A 19,970-nucleotide genomic window follows, 5' to 3' on the forward strand; every position below is an offset into this window, starting at 1 on the left:
GCCCCCGGCCCCTTCCCCACCACGATGTCGACGCGGAAGTCCTCCATCGCCAGGTACAGCATCTCCTCGGCCGGGCGGGCGAGCCGGTGGATCTCGTCGATGAACACGACCTCGCCCTCGTGCAGCGTGGACAGCACGGCGGCCAGGTCGCCTGACCGCTCGATCGCGGGCCCTGAGGTGATCCGCATCGGCGCGCCGAGCTCGGCGGCGATGATCATCGCGATCGTGGTCTTGCCGAGGCCGGGCGGGCCGGACAGCAGCACGTGGTCCGGCGGCCTGCCGCGGCGCAGCGCGCTGCGCAGCAGCAGGGACAGCTGCTCGCGGACCCGCCCCTGGCCGACGAAGTCCGCCAGCCGCTTGGGCCGCAGCGCGCCCTCGATCGCCCGCTCGTCGCTGTCCGCCAGCGGGGAGACGACGCCGTCGGCGAAGGGGCGCGCCCGCCGCGCGAGTTCGGTTTCCTCGGCCCGCGCGAGGGCGTCGCCTGCTTCGGTCACGGCTTGCTCAGCTTCCGCAGCGCGGCGCGCAGCGCGCCGGCCACGTCGGGCGCCTGCTCGCCATCGGATTCCGCCTCGACGGCGGCGATGGCCGCGTCGGCCTCGCGGGCCGACCAGCCCAGGTTGGTCAGCCCGGACTGCACCTGCTCCCGCCAGGACGGCGCGGCCGCCCGCGGCGGGGCGGCGGGGCCCGCGGCGAACTCCCCTGGCGCGCCGAGGCGGTCCTTCAGCTCGAGCACGATCCGCTGCGCGCCCTTCCTCCCGATGCCGGGCACGATGGTGAGCGCGTTCAGGTCTTCGGTCGCGACCGCGCGGCGCAGCGCGTCAGGGGAGTGCACGGCCAGCATCGCGAGGGCGAGCCGCGGCCCGATCCCGCTCGCCGTCTGCAGCAACTCGAACACGTTCCGCTCATCCTCGCTGCCGAACCCGAACAGGGTCAGCGAGTCCTCCCTGACGATCAGCGCGGTCGCCACCAGGGCGGGCTCGCCGGGTTTCAGCGCCGCGAGCGTGTCGGGCGTGCACTGCACCCGCAGCCCCACCCCGCCGACGTCGATGACCGCCCCGTCGGGGCCGACCCCGGCCACTGTCCCGTTCAGGTGCGCGATCACGTGCCGCCTCCGCTCGTGCTCAGTTGCCCGGCCGCGACGGCAGGCGCCGCGATCGCGCTCCGCCACAGATGGCAGATGGCGAGGGCGAGCGCGTCGGCGGCGTCCGCAGGCCGGGGCCGCTCGGGCATCCGCAGCAGCCGCATCACCATCGTCGTCACCTGGTCCTTGCCGGCCCGGCCGTTGCCCGTCACGGCCGCCTTGACCTCGCTCGGCGTGTGCAAAGCCACCGGCAGCCCGCGCCGCGCGGCGCACAGGATCGCCACGGCGCCCGCCTGCGCGGTGCCCATCACGGTCCGCACGTTGCGCTGGCTGAACACGCGCTCCACCGCCACCGTGTCCGGCCGGTACTCGGTCAGCCAGCGGTCGATCTCCCGCTCGACCGCCAGCAGCCGGGCCGCGATGTCGTCCTGCGCCGCGGTGCGCACCACGCCGACCGCCACCAGGCCGGGCGGCCGGCCCGGCACGCCCTCCACCACGCCGAGGCCGCACTTGGTCAGGCCGGGGTCGACGCCGAGCACCCGGGTGCGACGGGGAGGATACAGCGTCACCGCGCGAACCGCCTCATCGCCTGTACCGCCCATCCGCTTGCCGTCGGCGAACATCTGTTCGCTACGGGCGACCCTACCGTCCGGGCACGCCGCTGTCCCGCACTCCGGCCGCGTGTCGGCCGGCCGCCGGTCAGAAGTCGTCGACCATGTAGGGGGTTGCCGCGAAGGCGGCGTCGAGGGCGGCGTCCGCCGCCGGCGCGCCGCCGGCGGCGAGGCCCGCGAGGCGCAGCGTCGCGACCGGGGTGCCGGCGTACAGGGCGGCCAGGCCGCGCGCGCCCAGCGCGAGGGGGGCGGCGGGCGCGGCACCGGCGGCGGAGGGGGCGGGGCTGGAGAGGAAGCCGGGATCGTTCGGCATAAGTGTTCCCGTGCCCTCGCTGACGGTCAGGTCCCAGCGGCCCGAGTTGGCGGGGCGCGCGTGGTCGGTGATCACAAGCGGGACGGTCAGGCAGACCCCGGCAGGGAAGCCGCGGGCGGCGATCGCGGCGGGCGCGTCGACCACGCGCAGCATCCACATCCAGCGGCTGGCGCCGGAGACGTCGCGCTCGCGGGTGAGCCACCAGAGCGGGTCGGCGGGGGCGATCCGGACCCGGACCGTGCGGGCGATCGAGGAGTGCGAGGCGATGACGGACCAGAGGGCGCGCACGGCTTCGGGGGTCGCGGCGTGCACGCGCTCGACGAACAGTTCCTCGTTGCCGCCCTGCCAGCGGTAGGCGGCGAAGCCGTCGCCGGTGAGGTAGCCGTACATGTCCGCGCGCGCCAGCCAGTGCGCGGCGGGCTCGAGGTCCCAGGTGAGCGGGCCGCTGTCGTGTGCCGTCTCGTGGCAGCGGGCGATGATCTCGTTGACCTCGGCGGCGTCGGCTGGCCCGGCCCGGCGTACCTCCACCGCCCCGCGTGCGGCTCCGGTGCCGGAGGCGACGTCGGGGGCCGTGAGCGTGCGCAGCGAGCGTGCCGGGACCGCGGCCATGTACCTGCTGCCCGCGAGCTCCCAGCCCAGCGAACGGTAGAGGGGCATGGTCGCCGGGTAGAGCGACGAGACCGGGTAGCCGCGCTCGGCGATCAGGTCGAGCAGCGCGGTCATGAGCAGGCGGCCGATGCCGTTCCCGCGGTGCTCGGGGGCGACCTTCACGCTCGCCACGCCGGCGCTCGGCATGCCGCGGCCGTGCCACCACTGGCGCATGTCGTGGAAGGCGGCCGCGCCCGCCGGGCGCCCGCCGACGAACGCGCCGAGGAAGGTGCCCTGCCTGATGCGCAGGGTGGCGGTGTGGATCCAGTTCAGCCGCTGCGCCGGCGACATCGGGCCGAACGCCCGCTGCCCGAGATCGACCTGGGCGTCGATATCGTCCTCCGGCGTCAGCGGGCGGATCTGCAGGCCGGTCACCCGGCTAACCCTAGCCGGTCAGCCGATCTTCTCGATGATGTCGTCGGGCACCGAGTAGTTCGCGTACACGTCCTGCACGTCGTCGGAGTCCTCGAGCGCGTCGATCATCTTGAAGACGCGCTTGGCCTGCTCCTCGTCAAGCTCGATCTCCACGCTCGGCAGGAACGCCGCGTCGGCGGACTCGTAGTCGATCCCCGCGTTCTGCAGCGCGGTGCGGACGGCCACCATGTCGCCAGGCTCCGAGACGATCTCGAAGGAGTCGCCGAGGTCGTTGACCTCCTCGGCGCCCGCGTCGAGGACGGCGGCGAGCACGTCGTCTTCCGTCAGCGTCCTGCTCTTGCTGACAAGGACGACGCCCTTGCGGCTGAACAGGTAAGACACCGAGCCGGGGTCGGCCATCGACCCGCCGTTGCGGGTGAACGCGACCCGCACGTCGGAGGCGGCCCGGTTCCTGTTGTCGGTGAGGCACTGCACGAGCACCGCGACCCCGCCGGGGCCGTACCCCTCGTAGGTGATCGTCTCGTACTGGGCGCCGCCCGCTTCCTGGCCGGATCCGCGGCGGATCGCGCGGTCGATGTTGTCGTTGGGCACCGAGTTCTTCTTGGCCTTCTGGATGGCGTCGTACAGGGTCGGGTTCCCCGCCGGGTCACCGCCGCCGGTGCGCGCGGCCACCTCGACGTTCTTGATCAGCTTGGCGAACAGCTTGCCGCGCTTGGCGTCGACCACCGCCTTCTTGTGCTTGGTGGTGGCCCACTTGGAGTGGCCGCTCATGACGTTCCCTTCACCATCGAAACGAAAAGCTCGTGAATGCGCCGGTCCGGAGTCAGTTCCGGGTGGAACGCGGTGGCGAGCAAGACCCCCTGCCGGACGGCGACGATCCTACCTTCGTCGCGGCCGAGCACGCGGACGCCAGGCCCGGCCTGCTCCACCCACGGCGCGCGGATGAACACCGCGTGGAACGGCGCGCCGTCCAGGCCGGCCACGCCGACCGGGCGCTCGAACGAGTCGACCTGGCGGCCGAACGCGTTGCGGCGCACGGTCATGTCGATGCCGCCGAACGTCTGCTGCCCGCCGGCGCCGTCGCGCAGGCGGTCGGCGAGCATGATCATCCCGGCGCACGAGCCGAACGCGGGAAGTCCGCCCGCGATCAGCTTGCGCAGCGGGTCGAGCAGGTCGAAGGCGACGGCGAGCCGCCACAGCGTGGTCGACTCCCCGCCCGGGATCACCAGGCCGTCCACCGACTCCAGCTCGTTGAGGCGGCGCACCGGGCAGGCCCGCGCGCCGGCCTCGTCGAGCGCGCGCAGGTGCTCGCGGACGTCGCCCTGCAAGGCGAGTACGCCAATGAGCGGCACGGTCGGGTCCTCCTCGTCGGCCTCTGCCCGGCTGAAGGCGCGCGTCAGCGCCGCCGCGGTCAGAGGATCGTCTTGTGCAACACCGTAACGGAGGCCGCTCTTCCCGGGCAGGGGGCGGGCGGGGCGGCCGTGGCGGCGGGCGGGGCGGCCGGTCGCGGCTACCAGCCGCGGCCCGCGTAGTGCTGTTCGGCGGGGAGCGTGTCGAGGTTGATGCCGACCATCGCCTCGCCGAGCCCGCGGGAGACCTTCGCGATCACGTCGGGGTCGTCGTAGAACGTCGTCGCCTTGACGATCGCGGCGGCGCGCTTGGCCGGGTCGCCCGACTTGAAGATGCCGGAGCCGACGAAGACGCCCTCGGCGCCAAGCTGCATCATCATCGCCGCGTCGGCGGGGGTGGCGATGCCCCCGGCGGTGAACAGCACGACCGGCAGCTTCCCGGCCTTCGCCACCTCGGCGACCAGGTCATACGGCGCCTGAAGGTCCTTGGCGGCGGTGAACAGCTCGTCGGCGGGCAGGCTCGCCAGGCGGCGGATCCCCTGGCTCAGCGAGCGCATGTGCCTGGTGGCCTCCACCACGTTGCCGGTGCCTGCCTCGCCCTTGGAGCGGATCATCGCCGCGCCCTCACCGATCCGGCGCAGCGCCTCGCCCAGGTTGGTCGCGCCGCAGACGAACGGCACGGTGAACTTCCACTTGTCCACGTGGTGGGCCTCGTCGGCCGGCGTCAGCACCTCGGACTCGTCGATGTAGTCGACGCCGATCGCCTGCAGCACCTGGGCCTCCGCGAAGTGGCCGATCCGGCACTTGGCCATGACGGGGATGGACACCGCGCTGATGATCTTCTCGATCATGTCCGGGTCGCTCATCCGCGCCACGCCGCCCTGCGCGCGGATGTCCGCGGGCACCCGCTCGAGCGCCATGACCGCGACCGCGCCGGCGTCTTCGGCGATCTTGGCCTGGTCAGGCGTCACGACGTCCATGATCACGCCGCCCTTGAGCATCTCCGCCATGCCCCGCTTCACCCGTGCGGTGCCCGTCTGCGCGGCGGGGTGCGTCGGATTGTCGACAGTGGACATGTCAAAGACCTCCTGGTGCGAACATGCTCGTTTACATCGTATCCGGGTATCAGGGGGTCGGCTGGTCCGCTGGTCAGCCCACACCCGCACCGTCGCCGAGCAAGTCGTCCATCTCGAAGAACTCGGGCGCAGGCGCGTTCCCGGCCAGCCGGAACACCCGCACGAGCGGGCGCCGCCTGGCGTCGATCGTCCGGGCGGCCACGTCGTTGTAGAACTTGCGCGCGATGAACACCTGGTGCGCGGACGCATCCACCTCGGCGAGCAGCTCGGCGGCGCCGTCCTTGCCCTCGAGTTCGGCCAGGAAGCCTGGCTGGCCGACTGTCGCGCGCAGCGCGCGGGTCAGGTCGCTTTCCGCGAGGTCACGCTGCGCCTGGTCGGACTCCTTGGCGCGGAGCACCGCGGACGCGAGCAGCAGGCTGGCCGCCGGGTCAAGCAGCCCCGACGACGCCAGCTCGGCGGCCGACGAGCTGCGCCGCACCATCGCCAGGTCGAGCGCGGTGCGCGCGGCCTCGACACGGTTGTGCATCCGGTCCAGCCGGCCGGCCCGCCAGGAGACGTAAAAGCCCCAGAGCACCAGGGCGAGCAGGATCAAGACGATAAAGGTCCACGTCATTGGGCCACCCCGACGGTGGCGCGGCCGAGGACCACGGTCTCGTAGACGCTGACGACGTCCCGCGCGACCACATCCCAGTCGTAGCTGGCCACCGCGTCGAGCGCGGCCACCGACAGCTCGGCGCGCCGCGCCGGGTCGTCGAGCAGCCGGGCCGCGGCCGCCGCCAGCGCGGCGGCATCCCCCGCGGCGAACAGCTCGCCCGCGCTGCCGCCGCGCAGCACCTGGCGGAACGCCGGGATGTCGCTGGCGACGATCGGCACGCCGGCCGCCATCGCCTCGGCGGTGACGATGCCGAAGGATTCGCCGCCTGTGTTCGGCGAGCAGAACACATCGACCGAGTGCAGGACGCGGATCTTGTCCTCCTCGGTGACCTCGCCGAGGAACAGCGCCCTGGCGCGGATGTCCGCGGGCAGCTTCTGGCTCGCCGCGTCGGCGTCGCCAGGGCCGGCGATGAGCAGCCGCAGCCCCGCGTGCTGCGCGGCGAGGATCTCGAAGGCCTTGAGCAGCACCGACAGGCCCTTGCGGGGCTCGTCCATCCGGCCGAGGAAGCCGATCGCGCCGCCTTCTCCCGGCCAGCCTGCCAGCGGGTTGGCATGACGGTAGCGCCGCGTGGCGACGCCGTTCGGGATGAGCACCGCGTCGCCGCCGAGGTGCTCGACCAGCGTCGTGCGCGCCGCCTCGGACACCGCGATCCGGCCGTCGATCTTCTCAAGCGCGCTGCGCAGCACCGGCTGGGCGGCCAGCAGCACGCGGGAGCGCGGCATCGCCGTGTGCACGGTCGCCACGATCGGCCCGGCGGCCACCCAGCAGGCCAGCAGCGACACGCTGGGAACCGCCGGCTCGTGCACGTGCAGGACATCGAAGTCGCCGTCGCGCACCCAGCGGCGGACCCGGCTCACCGACAGCGGCCCGAAGGCCAGCCGCGCCACCGACCCGTTGTAGGGCACCGGCACCGCCTTGCCCGCCGGGACCACGTAGGACGGGAGCGGCTTGTCGTCGTCGGCAGGCGCGATCACAGAGACGTCGTGCCCGAGCCCGATCAGCGCCCCGGCCAGGTCCCTGACGTGCTGCTGCACCCCGCCGGGGACGTCCAGGGAGTAAGGACAGGCGATGCCGATCCGCATAACCCGCTCCCGTTCTTGGTGCGGCTGTTCGCCAGGCGCTCCAGGTCCAGGTCGGCGACGAACACCCGCTGCAGCATGTGCCAGTCGGTCGGATGCTCCGTGATCCCCTGCTCGAAGACCGCGGCGAGCTGCTGGGTCATCGCGGCCACCTTCTCCTTGCGGTCGCCCGCCTGCGGCACGGGTATCTCGTCGTACACGTGGGCGCCCCACTCGGTGTCGCCGGCGAACCAGCAGGAGACGGGCATCAGCGCCGCGCCGGTCTGCACGGCGAGCGCGGCAGGCCCGGCCGGCAGCAGGGCCTTCTCGCCGAAGAAGTCGACCTCGACGCCGGTGTCGGACAGGTCCCTGTCGGCGACGATGCAGACCAGCTTCCCTGCGCGCAGCCGCTGCGCCATCACGCCGAACGGGTGCGGGCCGCCGGTCGTCGGCAGCACCTCCATGCCCAGGCTGCGCCGGAACTCGAGGAACCGCTCGTACACCGACTCGGGCCTGAGCCGTTCGGCCACGGTGGTGAACGAGCCTGCCCCGGCGAGGTTGATCCAGAGGCCCGCCTGCTCGAAGTCGCCCATGTGGGGCAGCGCGTAGATCACGCCGCGGCCGTTCTTCAGGTGCTCCAGGGTCAGGTCGACATTGGGACGGTCGACGTGCATTCCGTCAATGATCCGCTGCCGCGGTATGACCTGCAGCCGGAACGCCTCCATGTAGTACCTGGCGTAGGACCGCAGCACCGCGCGCGACAGCGTCCGCAGCTCCTTGCCGTCGATGTCGGTGTCCCCGGGAGAGCCGCCGCCGTTCGTTCTGATCACCCGGACTAGATTTCCTTCGAGGACCTGCACGCCGTGGCCCTGGCGCCGCCAGGCGATGTCCGCGCCGGCCATGAACAGCGCGCGCGCCCAGGACTCAGGCAGCCGGCACATCAACGTCCAGCCGGCGCCGAACGCCAGGCCGGTCAGCCGCTCCCGCAGCACAGTCAGCAACGCTCCGCTCCCTAAGCCTTTCTCGCTTTCCGCGGCCGCGTCCGCGGTGGTCCGCGCGGCGGTCTCCGCGGCGGTCCGCGCGGCGGTCTCCGCGGTGGTCTCCGCGGTGGTCCTTGCGTCCAGGTATACCGCGCGCATCCGCTGACACAGGGTGAACAGGCTGCCCGCCGCGAGCGTCCACAGCCCGATGGGCAGCACGTACGGCACGCCAAGCCCGGACAGCCCGATCGAGGTCAGCCCGATGAGCAGCCGCTCGGGCCGCTCGATGAGGCCGACGTCGCACGTGAGCCCGAGGCCCTGCGCCCTCGCCTTGACGTACGACACGCACAGCCCGCACACCAGGCAGAACAGCGACACCACGGCGAGCAGGTGGTCGGCGGGATCGCGGATGAACCAGATCGTGATGCCGCCGAACACCGCGGCGTCCCCCACCCGGTCCATCGTCGAGTCAAGGAACGCCCCCCACCGGCCGCTGTCGCCTTTGACCCGCGCGAGCATCCCGTCGAGCATGTCGGTGAAGACGAACACCGCGGCGGAGGCGGTGCCGGGGAACAGCTCGCCGATCGGGAACAGCGCGAGCGCGCTGGCGGAAACCCCGACCGTGCCGGCCACCGTGATCATGTTCGGCGTGACCGGCGTGCGAGCGAGCGCCTGGACCACCGGGTTGAACAGGCGGGCGAAAGCGGGGCGGAGGAAGTTCAGCATGGCCGTCAAGATCTTACTTGTCACCAACCACGCCTTCTTCCCCGTCCTCCCCCGTCACTCCCCGGCCACCTAGCGGATTCTTGCCGTGGGGCTTGTGGTAACGCAGCCGTCGGGTTCAGTCTTTGAGGACGGCGGCTCAAACCACCGCTCAACCACCGCAAGGAGGCGACGGGAGTGACGGACACTACGGGCGCGGGAAGCGCAGCCGGCCAGGCCAGCGGCAGGGTACCCGCGGCCGGCCAGCCGGAAGGCGTGCGGAACGTCGTGCTGGTCGGCCATTCGGGCAGCGGGAAGACGACACTCGTCGAGGCCCTGCTTGGCTACACGGGAACGATTCAGCGCCCGGGCCGGATAGAGGAAGGCTCGACGGCCAGCGACTTCGACGAAGTGGAAATCCGGCAGCAGCGGTCGGTGAACCTGACCGTGGAGCCGATGACGGTCGGCAAGGTCACGGTGAACCTGCTCGACACGCCCGGCTACGCCGACTTCATCGGCGACCTGCGGGCCGGACTGCGGGCGGCCGACTCGGCGCTGTTCGTCGTCTCCGCGACCGACGGCGTGGACGGCGTCACGCGGATGCTCTGGGACGAGTGCGCGGCCGTCGCGATGCCGCGCGCCGTCGTCATCACCAAGATCGATCACCAGCGGGCGGACTTCGCCGCCGCCCTTGACGCGTGCCGCGCGGCGTTCGGCGACGCGGTCGCGCCGCTGTACCTGCCGGTGCCAGGCCCGTCGGGGTCGGGTGTCAGCGGGCTGATCGGGCTGCTGTCCCAGAACTTCTACGACTACTCAAGCGGTTCGCGCGTCGCGGCGTCGCCGTCAGAATCCGACGCCTCCCGCATGGCGGAACTGCGCGGCGAGCTGATCGAGGGCATCATCACGGAAAGCGAAGACGAGACCCTCATGGACCGGTACCTGTCCGGTGAGGACATCGACCCGGGGATCCTCATCGAGGACCTGGAGAAGGCGGTGGCCCGCGGCAGCTTCTACCCGGTGCTCGCCATCGCCTCCCCCGCCGGGATCGGCATGGCGGAGCTGATCGAGGTGATGACCGAGGCGTTCCCCTCGCCGCTTGAGCACCCGCTGCCGCCGGTCGCCACGCCCGAAGGAAAGCCCGTCTCCGGGCTGTCCTGCGACCCAGGCGGGCCGCTGCTCGCCGAGGTCGTCAAGACCACCTCCGACCCGTATGTCGGGCGGATCAGCCTGGTCCGGGTCTTCTCAGGCACGCTGCGCCCTGACGCGACCGTGCACGTCTCCGGGCACGGGCGGGTCGTGCGCGGGCACCCCGACCACGACAACGACGAGCGGATCGGGGCCCTCACCTCGCCCCTGGGCAAGCAGCAGCGGCCGCTGGCCTCCTGTGCCGCGGGGAACATCTGCGCGGTCGCCAAGCTCAGCACCGCCGAGACCGGGGACACCCTGTCAGACAAGGAGCGGCCGCTGCTGATGGAGCCGTGGACGATGCCTGAGCCGCTGCTGCCAGTCGCGATCGTCGCCAAGTCCAAGGCCGATGAGGACAAGCTGTCGGCCGCCCTGTCCCGGCTGGTCGCCGAGGACCCGACGATGCGCCTGGAGATGAACGCCGAGACCCGCCAGCTCGTGCTGTGGTGCATGGGCGAGGCGCACGCCGACGTGCTGCTCGACCGGCTGACGTCGCGGTACGGCGTGTCGGTGAACACCGTCGACCTGCGGGTGCCGCTGCGCGAGACGATCTCCGCCTCGGCGCGCGGGCTCGGGCGCAACGTCAAGCAAACCGGCGGGCACGGCGAGTACGGGATCTGCCAGATCGAGGTGGAGCCGCTGCCTGAGGCCTCCGGCTTCGAGTTCGTGGACAAGATCGTCGGCGGCGTGGTGCCGCGCCAGTTCATCCCTTCGGTCGAAAAAGGCGTCCGCGCCCAGCTGGAGCAGGGCGTGCTGGCCGGCTACCCGATGACCGGCGTCCGGGTGACGCTGTTCGACGGGAAGGCGCATTCGGTCGACTCTTCTGACATGGCGTTCCAGAAGGCCGGGCGCGCGGCGCTGAAGGACGCGGCGGAAAAGGCCGTGCCGATGCTGCTCGAGCCGGTCGACGAGGTCTCCATCCTCGTGCCTGACGACTACGTCGGCGCGGTCATGTCGGACTTGTCCGGCAGGCGCGGACGCGTCCTTGGCACCGAGCCCGTGGGGATCGGGCGGACGCTGATCCGGGCGGAGGTCCCCGAGCTCGAGATCATCAGGTACTCGATCGACCTGCGCTCGGTCTCGCATGGCACCGGGTCCTTCACCCGCGGGTACCTGCGCCACGAACCGCTGCCCAACCACCTGGCCGCCAAGGTGGCCGCCGACTCCCGGCCCGACTAAGCGCGCGGGAAAACGACGGAAGTCCCCCAACCAGAGGCGTGCCGTTTACGTCTTTGACGCCGTAAGGAAATACCTCAATCCGGTCACCGGGCGAAGCGGTCAGCGGGACCCGGTGACCGGCGGCGACAAGGGGGATCCCATGCGGCCACCATTGCGCACGTCACGACCGGGGCTCGCGCTCCTGTCTGGCGTCCTGTTGGCTATTTTTGCGGTGTCCGGCTGCGGCTCTGCGCACTCCGGTGCGAGCAGCGGCACGAGCACCACGCCGGCGGCGGCACCGACGCCCACGACGAGCACGGCCAGTGCCACGCCGACGGCGACGGCCCCGTCCACCGCACCCGCCACGTCCGTGCCGGCCGGCGGTCCTGTGCCGACCGGGTTCACGGCCACGTCGGTCACGTTTGTTTCCACGCAGGAGGCGTTCGTCCTGGGCACGGCGCCGTGCTCGAACGCGCCGTGCACGTCGATCGTGCGCACGCTGGACCGGGGCGCCAGCTGGGTCGGGCTGCCCGCACCCGTCGTGCCGCTTGGGCAGGCATCCACAAGCACCGGGGCGGCCGTGTGGGGCATCCGCTTCGCCAACCCGCAGGTCGGGTTCGTGTTCGGCAACGGGCTGTGGGAGACGACCGACGGCGGTCAGCGGTGGACCGCGGTCGCCAGCCCGCAGGGCTCGATACTTGATCTTGAGGTGATCGACAGCCAGGTCCTCGCGCTCACCGCGTCCGGCGGCAGCGCGCAGGCAGGCACCTTGTGGCGCCAGCCGCTATCGGGCGGCGCGTGGCAGGCGGTCACGCAGGTCAGCGGCCCGCACACGATCGCGACGCAGGGCCAGGTGGCCGCGGTGCTCGACGGCAGCAGCGTGATCGTCACGGGCAACGGCGGGCTCAGCATCGCCACGCACGCCCTCCCCTGCACCACGCCAGCGGTGGGGACGCCAACGGCGGCCGCGGTGACCAGCCCGGACGGGCTCGCGCTGCTGTGCGCCGGCGGGGCCGCCATGGGGTCGGTGGAAAAGACCGTGTACGTCAGCAGCGACCTCGGGGCGACCTGGGCGAAGGCCGGGACGGCACCACTCGGCGGTGACCCGATCGGCATCTCCGCCGCCAACCCCGACCAGCTCGTGGTCGCCGCGGCAAGCGGCGCGAGCGAGCTGTACTACTCAGGTAACGGCGGCGCGAGCTGGACCACCGCCTATTACGTGGGCGACGGCGGCGCGGGCTTCAACGACCTGGGCTTCACCACCACAAGCGACGGCGTGGTCGTGCACGGGCCGGCGATCAGCGACCCCAACAGCGAGGGACGCCCCGGCCAGCTGCTGCTCACCAGCGACGGCGGCGCGGCCTGGCAGGTCGTGAGCTTCTAGCCGGGCCAGGCGTCGGCGAGCAGCTTGCGCGTGTCGGCGAGCAGTTGGGGCAGCACGCGGGTGCGGCCGACCACCGGCATGAAGTTGGTGTCGCCGCCCCAGCGGGGCACCACGTGCTGGTGCAGGTGCGCGGCGATCCCGGCGCCAGCGACAGAGCCGAGGTTCATCCCGATGTTGAAACCGTGCGGTCCTGACGCTGCGCGCAGCGCCAGGATCGCGCGCCTGGTGTAGTCGCCGAACTCGGCCGCCTCGGCCACGGACAGCTCCGTGTAATCGGCCAGGTGCCGGTACGGGCAGACCAGCACGTGCCCGCTGTTGTACGGGTAGATGTTGAGGATCGCGTACACCAGCGACCCGCGCGCGACGATGAGCGCCTCCTCGTCCGACAGCGTCGGGGCGACGCAGAACGGGCAGCCTTCGTCCGCACCGGGGCCGGCCGGCTTTCCCGCCCCCTGGATGTAGGCGAGCCGGTGCGGAGTCCACAGCCGTCCGAACGCGTCGGGCACGCCGATGGCCAGGCAGGCCTCGGCGGGCAGGTCCGGATTCGGTTCAGGCGGCGAGGGCCGCGAAGGCGGCACCGACGGCCCAGGCGGCACGCTCATACCTGTCGATGCTATCGGTGCCCGCGGGCAGCCGCGCGCGAGTCCGGTCCCCTTTGCCCGCCATGAGCACCGCTCGGGCCGATGCCGCTTTGCCAGCGATGACAGTGCTGCGCCGGCGGGACGAAGTGGTGCCAGAGCCCTGGTAGAGTCAATTATTGCGAAGACTTTTTTATTGAGTAGAGATTTTGCACCTACAGGTGCGAAAAGTCTTAGCGATCATGGTCTGGGGCTCGGAAGTCCCGGATGCGGGTCGCGACAAATAACGCGAAGCGCCCCCCGTCGGCGTGTGACCGCTGGGGCCCGCGACGGTTGCCGCCATTCATCATCCCGAACGGTCCGTGGCGGCTCTTCCAGCCCCCGCCAGACGCGGGCCAATGGGCCATTTGTTACGTTCGCCAGAACCTGCCGCCGAAGTGAAGACTCGACCGCCTCGCCGGCCTAGGATCAACGTGTACACCCATTCCGACTGAGGAAACCGATGACCGAATCAGGCCAGCCGGCCGACAACGGGAACACGATCCGCACCGACATCCCGCACCCGGCCCGGGTCTACGACTATTGGCTTGGCGGCAAGGACAATTTCGCCGTCGACAGGGAAACCGCTGAGGCGGTACGCCGGGTCGTTCCCGAGATCGTGGACACGGCGCGCGGCAATCGGCAATTCCTCGCCCGCGCGGTCGGGTTCCTCAGGGACAACGGAATCCGCCAATTTCTCGACATCGGCACCGGGCTTCCCACCAGCCCCAACGTGCATGAGGTCGCGCAAGAGGACCATCCGGACGCCCGTGTCGTTTACGTCGATCATGACCCGGTGGTGTTCTCGCACGCCGAGGCGCTCATGGCGAAGAACAGCACCACGATGGCCGTCCTCGCCGACCTCAGGGACGTCGATACGGTCCTTGCCAAGGCGGGCGAGCTGCTCGACTTCAGCCAGCCGGTCGCGCTCATGCTTATCGGCGTCCTGCACCACATTCCCGACGACGATGACCCGGCAGGCCTCGTCACGCGCTACCTGGCGCCGCTGGTGCCGGGCAGCTACCTTGTCCTGTCGCACGGGACCGGCGAGTTCGGGCCGGAGAAGATGCGGGCGAACTCGGAGATAGCCGCCCGCAGCGGCGCGGTGTTCGTCCCCCGCGGGAAGCCGGCGATCGAGCACATGTTCCACGGGCTGCCGCTGGTCGAGCCAGGGCTTGTGCTCGTCTCCTACTGGCGTCCGGAAGGCGGCCGGCCCCAGTCCAACGCGGACCGGGTCTGGGCGTACGGCGGCGTGGCGACTATCTAGGGATTTTCCCGGAGAAGCAGTAGATGACCCAACAGGACGACCAGGAGCGCCGTGACAGCTGGACGGCGCTGGGCATTCGCACGGACATCCCGCACCCGGCGCGCGTGTACGACTACATGCTCGGCGGCAAGGATAACTTCGCCGCCGACAGGGAGATGGCCGAGGTCGGCCTCACGATCATGCCGGAGATGCGCGACTCCTCGCGGGCCAACCGCGACTTCCTCGTCCGCGCGGTCCGGTTCCTGCGCGAGGAGGGCATCCGCCAGTTTCTCGACATCGGCACCGGGCTGCCCACCAGCCCGAACACGCACGAGATCGCGCAGGAAGGTCACCCGGACGCCCGCGTCGTCTACGTCGACAACGACCCCGTGGTGTTCCTGCGCGCCGAGGCGCTGATGGCCGAAGACGCCGCGACCACCGTGGTCAGGGCGGACCTGCGGGATGTCGATGAGGTTCTCGCCGCGGCCGCGGAACTGCTCGACTTCAGCGAGCCGGTCGGGCTGATGTTCGTGGCGGCCTTGCACTGCGTCGTGGACGCAGACGACCCGGCCGGCATCGCCGCGCGCTACCTTGCCGCGCTCGCGCCAGGCAGTTACCTCGTTCTCTCGCACTCCACCGACGAGTTCGCCCCGGAACGGACGCACGCAGCGTCGCAGGCGGCGGCCGAACGCGGTGCGATCTGGATACCCCGCGGCAAGGACGCCATCGCGCGCATGTTCAACGGCAGGCAACTTGTGGAGCCCGGGCTCGTGCTCGTCTCCCACTGGCGGCCGGACGCCGGCGTCCCTGACGCCAACGCGGACCGCGCCTGGACCTACGGCGGGGTGGCGCGAGCCTGACCGCTCGCTGCGCGGCACGCCCGGCGGGGATCAGCGCGCCAGGTCGAGCAGGTCGTCGAGGATGCGGTCGATGGCAGTGAGGGTCATCGTGAGGTGTCCCGCGCCCGGCTCCAGGTGCACCCGGGCGCCGGGGATGTGCGCGGCAAGCCACTGGCCGTGCGCGAACGGGACCATCCGGTCCTGGTCGCCCTGCCAGATCGCGGCACGGCCGGCCACCGCGTCCGGGCTGAACCCCCAGTCAGCCGCGAACGCCAGGTCGTCGTCCCGCCAGCCGGCGATGCCCTCGCGAACCGCGGCGCGGCAGCTCGCCGCGAGCTCGGCGGCGAAGTCGCCGGTCAGCACCTGCGCGTCGGCGCCGGAGATCAGCCCGCCGAGCGCCGCGGCGATCTCGCCTCCCGTGACCTCGCGCAGCGGCTCGGCCTCCCGCTCCAGGTACGGGGTGAGCGCCTCCGCGCCCTGCAGCGCGAAGCCGAACTCGGTGACGTTCTCCGGCCCCATCCCGGCCAGGAAGTCCAGCCCCGCCACCCCGTAGGGTCCCACCCCGGCGATCGACGCGGCGGCCAGGCACCGGCCGGGCAGCAGGGCCGCGCACGCGAGCGAGTGCGGCCCGCCGCCTGACATGCCAATCGACACGAACGCGCCGGCCCCGAGCGCGTCGAGCACCGCGGCCACGTCGGCCGCGACGTCGCGGACCCGGCGTCCGGGCCGCGGCGTCGATCCCTCGTAACCGGGCCGCGCGGTCTCCACGTACCGCAGCCCCCGCTCGCGCGCCGCCGCGGCGACCCTGGTGTCGACGACGAGGCCGCTCGGGGTCCCCCCGTGCACAACGAGCGGGAGACCGTCTTCTGGACCCGTCGTCAGCACGTCGATGTCCCGGCCGTCTGGCAGCGAGACCAGCCGTCGCTCGATCCTCACGCGACCAGCCTAGGCCGCGGGGCCGGTCACTGACCGGGATTGGCGTAGACACGCTCGGGGTGCACGAAGACGGCTGTCCGCCGCTCGGCGAGCATCACCCGGTCGTAGGTCGCGAAGTCCTCGTGCGTGCCGCCCGCCGCGGTGAAGATCTCGCGCAGCAGCAGGCGCAGGCGCTCGGCGCCGACGCCTGGCATCGGGTCATCGGGGCCGGCGAGCTCGGCTCCGCCTTCGGCCGCCGCCCACTGCCAGCCTGCCCTGACCACGACGTTCGCGTACGGCCGGGCCCGCAGGTGATCCAGCTTGCGCGTGCCGCCCCTGATCACCATGCCGACCACGGTCGCGCCGGTGACCGGGTGCGGCAGCACGCCCGCGTTCACCACCGACGACGCGATCGTCCCGTCCGCGCGCAGGGTCGACACCACGACGAGCCCGTGGTCCCCCGCGATCAGCCGCCTGAAATCCTCGATATCCGCCACGGTGACCATTCAACCCGCTGCCGTGAGCTCCTGAGCACCGCGCGGCCCCCACCGCCAGGCGCCGATCCGCGGTCGGCGCGCTGATCGCCCGGGCAGTTCGCCGGGCGCGGAACCTCCCTAGTCACATGAGCCCCTGACGTCCACCTTGCACACTTCTTGCATGGACAAATCGGGCATTCCGGGCGCTAAATGGTCACAGAGTGTGCAAAGTGAAACTGGCGGGGGGCGCGGGCCGTCACGCGCGGTCGTCGCGGCGGCGGGGCTTGGTGGTGCCGGGCTTGCCGTTGCCCGGGGCGCCGGAGTCGTTCAGCAGGCCGGCGCGGCGGAGGGCGTCGGCCATGGCGCTGTTCGGCGCTGCCGCAGAACCGCCGCGGCGGTCGCCGGCGGGAGGGGCATTCTTGCGGTCGGCGCCCGCGCGGGGGGCGGCGGGGCGGCGGCCGGTCCCGTCATCGGCGGAAGATGGCGGGGCTGGGGAGGCGGCACTGTTCGTTCGGGATGAGGATGGGCGAGAACCCCGTGCGGGCCTGCCGCCGCTTGCACCGCGGTCGGCCGGGTCCTGCAGGCGCATGGTCAGCGAGATCCGCTGCCTGGGGATGTCGACCGACAGCACCTTCACCCGGACCACGTCGCCGGGCTTGGCCACCGAGCGGGGGTCGGCGACGTAGCCTGCGGCCATCGCGGACACGTGCACCAGGCCGTCGTGGTGGACTCCGACGTCGACGAACGCGCCGAACGCGGCGACGTTGGTCACCACGCCCTCGAGCACCATGCCGGGCTCGAGGTCGGCCAGCGTGTGCACCCCGTCGGCGAACGTGGCGGTCTGGAACCGCGGGCGCGGGTCGCGGCCCGGCTTTTCCAGCTCGCGCAGGATGTCGCCGACGGTCGGCAGGCCGAACGCGGCGTCGGTGAAGTCGGCCGGGTTCAGGCCGCGCAGGACCGCGGTGTTGCCGATGAGGGCGGGCACGTCGGCGCCGGTCGCGGCGAGGATGCGCCGGACGACCGGGTAGGACTCGGGGTGCACGCCAGAGGAGTCGAGGGGGTCGTCGCCGCCGCGGATGCGCAGGAACCCGGCGCACTGCTCGAACGCCTTGGGGCCGAGCCGCGGCACGTCCAGCAGCTGCTGGCGGGTCGTGAAGGGGCCGGCGGCGTCGCGGCGCGCGAGGATCGCCCCGGCCAGGCCGTCGGTGATGCCGGACACCCTGGCGAGCAGCGGGCGGGAGGCGGTGTTCACGTCGACGCCGACGGCGTTCACGCAGTCCTCGACCACGGCGTCCAGTGATCGTTCCAGCTTGGTGCCGGTGACGTCGTGCTGGTACTGGCCGACGCCGATCGACTTGGGGTCGATCTTGACGAGTTCGGCCAGCGGGTCCTGCAGCCGCCGGGCGATCGAGACGGCGCCGCGCAGCGAGACGTCGAGTCCGGGGAGCTCGGTCGAGGCGTACGCGGAGGCCGAGTAGACGCTGGCGCCGGCCTCGGAGACGACGACCCTGGTGAGGTTCAGGCCCGGGTTGGCCGTGATGAGGTCGCCGGCGAGCTTGTCGGTCTCGCGGGACGCGGTGCCGTTGCCGATCGCGATCAGCTCGACCTGGTGCTGCCTGGCCAGCTGGGCGAGGATGCGCAGCGACTCGTCCCACTTGTGGTGCGGGACGTGCGGGTAGATCGTGTGCGTCGCGGTGACCTTGCCGGTCTGGTCGACCACCGCGACCTTGACGCCGGTCCGGTAGCCGGGGTCGAGGCCCATCGTGGCGCGCTGGCCGGCCGGGGCGGCCAGCAGCAGGTCCCTGACGTTGGCGGCGAACACGTCCACCGCTTCGGCCTCGGCCGCCTGCCACAACCGCATCCGCAGGTCGATGCCCAGGTGCACCAGGATGCGGGTGCGCCACGCCCAGTGGACGGTGTCGGCGAGCCAGCGGTCGGCCGGGCGGCCCCTGTCCGCGATCCCGAAGCGCTCGGCGATCGGCCGCTCGTAACTGTCCCCAAGCTCGTCGCCGGGGTCGAGGGCGAGGTCGAGGATGTCCTCCTTTTCTGCGCGGAACATCGCGAGCACGCGGTGCGCCTTGAGCCGGCCGAAGGGTTCGGTGAAGTCGAAGTAGTCCGCGTACTTGCTTCCTTCGTCTTCCTTGCCCGCGCGGACCTTGGCCGTGAGGCTGCCCCGGCCCCACATGCGCTCGCGGAGCCGGCCGATGAGGTCGGCGTCTTCGGCGAACCGCTCGATGAGGATCGCGCGGGCGCCGTCGAGGGCGGCGGCGGTGTCGGCGACGTTCCCGCCGAGGTAGCCGGCGGCCGCGGCGGCCGGGTCCGTTTCCGGGCTGGCGAGCAGCAGGCCGGCCAGCGGCTCGAGGCCGTTCTCGCGGGCGATCTGCGCCTTGGTCCTGCGCTTTGGCTTGTAGGGGAGGTAGAGGTCCTCAAGCCGCGCCTTGGTGTCCGCGTCGTTGAGCTGCGCCGCGAGCTCGCCGGTGAGCTTGCCCTGCTCGGCGATGGAGGCGAGGATCGCGTCGCGCCGCTCGTCCAGCTCGCGCAGGTAGCGCAGCCGCTCCTCAAGGGTTCTCAGCTGGGCGTCGTCGAGCGCCCCTGTCGCTTCCTTGCGGTAGCGGGCGATGAAAGGGACCGTGGCGCCGCCGTCGAGCAGCTCGACGGCGGCGGCGACCTGGCCGTCGCGGACGCCGAGTTCGGCGGCGATCCGCGCGATCGTGTGCTCGGTCATGATCGCAGGCGCGGCATCGGACCGGTCTGCAGGCGCGGCATGGGACCTGTGGCCGGGCCGAACCGCAGGACGGCGCGCTCGCCGATCAGCTCATAGCCGAGCCGCGGCGCCAGCCGCTCCGACCTGTTCGTCTCGGTGATGAGCACGACCTCGCTGGCACCGTCGGCCAGCGAGGCGCGGCTGGCGGCGAGCATCACCGCGGACGCGTAGCCGTTGTGCCGGCTGTCCGGCGGGGTGTACACCATGCTGAGCCGCACCGCCTGGGCCACCAGCCTGGTGAGCGCGGCCATCGCCACCGGGGCGCCGGCGACCTCCCAGAAGACCGCGCCGCCGTAGCCGAGCAGGTCGTCGGCGGTGGCCGCGGGCGCTGCGGCCAGCTCCCCCACCTCCGCCCCGAACGCCCGCAGCCACTCCACGAGCAGCGCGCGGTCCGTCTCGGTCGCGACCCGGTACCGTCCCGCCGGCCCCGCGTGCTCGGGCACGGTCCCGGCCAGCCGGTACACCCGGCTGCGGCGGTGCACCCGCACGGCCACGCCTGCTCGCTGGCTCCACGCGGCCGCGAACGCGTCCGCCGCCA

At 72.0% G+C, this 19,970-nt stretch carries 20 protein-coding genes; 4 read left to right on the forward strand and 16 right to left on the reverse strand.

The features are described 5' to 3' along the window. From Q1N79_RS14080 to Q1N79_RS14125, 10 genes are all read right to left on the reverse strand, one after another. On the reverse strand, nucleotides 1–404 hold a 404-nt coding region (locus Q1N79_RS14080; RefSeq protein WP_300609226.1), incomplete at its 3' end, for an AAA family ATPase. 86 nt (nucleotides 405–490) lie between these two features. Beyond that, complete coding sequence (ruvA, locus tag Q1N79_RS14085; RefSeq protein ID WP_300609190.1) at nucleotides 491–1,102, reverse strand: Holliday junction branch migration protein RuvA; 612 nt, start codon at nucleotides 1,100–1,102, stop codon at nucleotides 491–493. Next, the gene (gene ruvC / locus Q1N79_RS14090) at nucleotides 1,099–1,644 is read right to left on the reverse strand and encodes a crossover junction endodeoxyribonuclease RuvC (protein WP_367185070.1); all 546 of its coding nucleotides are present in this window, start codon (nucleotides 1,642–1,644) and stop codon (nucleotides 1,099–1,101) included. The genes ruvA and ruvC overlap by 4 nt, the downstream gene beginning before the upstream one ends. A gap of 136 nt (nucleotides 1,645–1,780) precedes the next feature. Continuing rightward, entirely contained in the window at nucleotides 1,781–3,028 is a 1,248-nt protein-coding gene (gene eis, locus Q1N79_RS14095; protein WP_300609192.1) for a GNAT family N-acetyltransferase, read from the reverse strand. Between the two features lie 18 nt (nucleotides 3,029–3,046). Then, on the reverse strand, nucleotides 3,047–3,799 hold the full coding sequence (locus Q1N79_RS14100; protein ID WP_300609194.1) for a YebC/PmpR family DNA-binding transcriptional regulator: 753 nt from the start codon (nucleotides 3,797–3,799) through the stop codon (nucleotides 3,047–3,049). Continuing rightward, entirely contained in the window at nucleotides 3,796–4,380 is a 585-nt protein-coding gene (gene pdxT, locus Q1N79_RS14105) for a pyridoxal 5'-phosphate synthase glutaminase subunit PdxT (RefSeq protein ID WP_300609196.1), read from the reverse strand. Before pdxT ends, Q1N79_RS14100 begins: the two co-directional genes overlap by 4 nt. A 158-nt stretch (nucleotides 4,381–4,538) precedes the next feature. Beyond that, nucleotides 4,539–5,453, reverse strand: coding sequence for a pyridoxal 5'-phosphate synthase lyase subunit PdxS (gene pdxS / locus Q1N79_RS14110; protein WP_300609198.1), 915 nt, complete (start codon nucleotides 5,451–5,453; stop codon nucleotides 4,539–4,541). Nucleotides 5,454–5,526: 73 nt separating this feature from the next. Next, nucleotides 5,527–6,066, reverse strand: coding sequence for a hypothetical protein (locus Q1N79_RS14115; protein ID WP_300609200.1), 540 nt, complete (start codon nucleotides 6,064–6,066; stop codon nucleotides 5,527–5,529). Then, nucleotides 6,063–7,190 carry a glycosyltransferase family 4 protein gene (locus tag Q1N79_RS14120; RefSeq protein ID WP_300609202.1) on the reverse strand — a complete coding sequence of 376 codons (1,128 nt, stop codon included), beginning with the start codon at nucleotides 7,188–7,190 and terminating at the stop codon, nucleotides 6,063–6,065. Before Q1N79_RS14120 ends, Q1N79_RS14115 begins: the two co-directional genes overlap by 4 nt. Further along, nucleotides 7,106–8,896, reverse strand: coding sequence for a phosphatidylinositol mannoside acyltransferase (locus tag Q1N79_RS14125; protein ID WP_300609204.1), 1,791 nt, complete (start codon nucleotides 8,894–8,896; stop codon nucleotides 7,106–7,108). The genes Q1N79_RS14120 and Q1N79_RS14125 overlap by 85 nt, the downstream gene beginning before the upstream one ends. Nucleotides 8,897–9,046: 150 nt before the next feature. Here Q1N79_RS14125 and Q1N79_RS14130 point away from each other — a divergent pair, with 150 nt between their 5' ends. Beyond that, entirely contained in the window at nucleotides 9,047–11,212 is a 2,166-nt protein-coding gene (locus tag Q1N79_RS14130; protein ID WP_300609206.1) for an elongation factor G-like protein EF-G2, read from the forward strand. Between the two features lie 99 nt (nucleotides 11,213–11,311). Here the strand turns inward: Q1N79_RS14130 and Q1N79_RS14135 are convergent, their stop codons facing one another. Further along, nucleotides 11,312–11,689 (reverse strand): hypothetical protein, encoded by a 378-nt coding sequence (locus Q1N79_RS14135; RefSeq protein ID WP_300609208.1) that lies wholly within the window; start codon nucleotides 11,687–11,689, stop codon nucleotides 11,312–11,314. On the opposite strand from Q1N79_RS14135, the gene Q1N79_RS14140 reads away from it, so the two are divergent. Beyond that, nucleotides 11,682–12,575: a hypothetical protein gene (locus Q1N79_RS14140; RefSeq protein ID WP_300609210.1), complete on the forward strand. Its 894-nt coding sequence runs from the start codon at nucleotides 11,682–11,684 to the stop codon at nucleotides 12,573–12,575. The genes Q1N79_RS14135 and Q1N79_RS14140 overlap by 8 nt on opposite strands. On the opposite strand, the gene Q1N79_RS14145 is transcribed toward Q1N79_RS14140, so the two are convergent. After that, a complete protein-coding gene (locus tag Q1N79_RS14145; RefSeq protein WP_300609212.1) occupies nucleotides 12,572–13,177 on the reverse strand; it encodes an HIT domain-containing protein in 606 nt (201 codons plus the stop codon). The genes Q1N79_RS14140 and Q1N79_RS14145 overlap by 4 nt on opposite strands. 478 nt (nucleotides 13,178–13,655) lie before the next feature. Between Q1N79_RS14145 and Q1N79_RS14150 the strand changes: the two genes are divergently transcribed. Both Q1N79_RS14150 and Q1N79_RS14155 read left to right on the forward strand, forming a co-directional pair. Then, nucleotides 13,656–14,459: an SAM-dependent methyltransferase gene (locus tag Q1N79_RS14150; RefSeq protein ID WP_300609214.1), complete on the forward strand. Its 804-nt coding sequence runs from the start codon at nucleotides 13,656–13,658 to the stop codon at nucleotides 14,457–14,459. Between the two features lie 23 nt (nucleotides 14,460–14,482). Continuing rightward, complete coding sequence (locus Q1N79_RS14155) at nucleotides 14,483–15,298, forward strand: SAM-dependent methyltransferase (protein WP_300609216.1); 816 nt, start codon at nucleotides 14,483–14,485, stop codon at nucleotides 15,296–15,298. A 30-nt stretch (nucleotides 15,299–15,328) separates the two neighbouring features. On the opposite strand, the gene Q1N79_RS14160 is transcribed toward Q1N79_RS14155, so the two are convergent. The 4 genes from Q1N79_RS14160 to Q1N79_RS14175 all read right to left on the reverse strand — a co-directional run. Beyond that, on the reverse strand, nucleotides 15,329–16,213 hold the full coding sequence (locus tag Q1N79_RS14160; RefSeq protein WP_300609218.1) for an alpha/beta hydrolase: 885 nt from the start codon (nucleotides 16,211–16,213) through the stop codon (nucleotides 15,329–15,331). 26 nt (nucleotides 16,214–16,239) lie between these two features. Beyond that, the gene (locus Q1N79_RS14165) at nucleotides 16,240–16,689 is read right to left on the reverse strand and encodes a pyridoxamine 5'-phosphate oxidase (protein WP_300609220.1); all 450 of its coding nucleotides are present in this window, start codon (nucleotides 16,687–16,689) and stop codon (nucleotides 16,240–16,242) included. A gap of 235 nt (nucleotides 16,690–16,924) precedes the next feature. Continuing rightward, nucleotides 16,925–19,393, reverse strand: coding sequence for a Tex family protein (locus tag Q1N79_RS14170; protein ID WP_300609222.1), 2,469 nt, complete (start codon nucleotides 19,391–19,393; stop codon nucleotides 16,925–16,927). Then, on the reverse strand, nucleotides 19,390–19,970 hold a 581-nt coding region (locus tag Q1N79_RS14175), incomplete at its 5' end, for a GNAT family N-acetyltransferase (protein WP_300609224.1). The genes Q1N79_RS14170 and Q1N79_RS14175, both read right to left, overlap by 4 nt.

Origin of the sequence: Trebonia sp., assembly GCF_030042015.1 — a bacterium.
In the GTDB taxonomy this organism is placed as follows: domain Bacteria; phylum Actinomycetota; class Actinomycetes; order Streptosporangiales; family Streptosporangiaceae; genus Trebonia.

Excerpts from the sequence above, each read along its gene's own strand:
- Q1N79_RS14145 (WP_300609212.1), bottom strand. The coding sequence starts at position 13,177 with ATGAGCGTGCCGCCTGGGCCGTCGGTGCCGCCTTCGCGGCCCTCGCCG.
- Q1N79_RS14170 (WP_300609222.1), bottom strand. The coding sequence starts at position 19,393 with ATGACCGAGCACACGATCGCGCGGATCGCCGCCGAACTCGGCGTCCGC.
- Q1N79_RS14115 (WP_300609200.1), bottom strand. The coding sequence starts at position 6,066 with ATGACGTGGACCTTTATCGTCTTGATCCTGCTCGCCCTGGTGCTCTGG.
- pdxS (WP_300609198.1), bottom strand. The coding sequence starts at position 5,453 with ATGTCCACTGTCGACAATCCGACGCACCCCGCCGCGCAGACGGGCACC.
- Q1N79_RS14120 (WP_300609202.1), bottom strand. The coding sequence starts at position 7,190 with ATGCGGATCGGCATCGCCTGTCCTTACTCCCTGGACGTCCCCGGCGGG.
- Q1N79_RS14150 (WP_300609214.1), top strand. The coding sequence starts at position 13,656 with ATGACCGAATCAGGCCAGCCGGCCGACAACGGGAACACGATCCGCACC.
- Q1N79_RS14155 (WP_300609216.1), top strand. The coding sequence starts at position 14,483 with ATGACCCAACAGGACGACCAGGAGCGCCGTGACAGCTGGACGGCGCTG.
- Q1N79_RS14100 (WP_300609194.1), bottom strand. The coding sequence starts at position 3,799 with ATGAGCGGCCACTCCAAGTGGGCCACCACCAAGCACAAGAAGGCGGTG.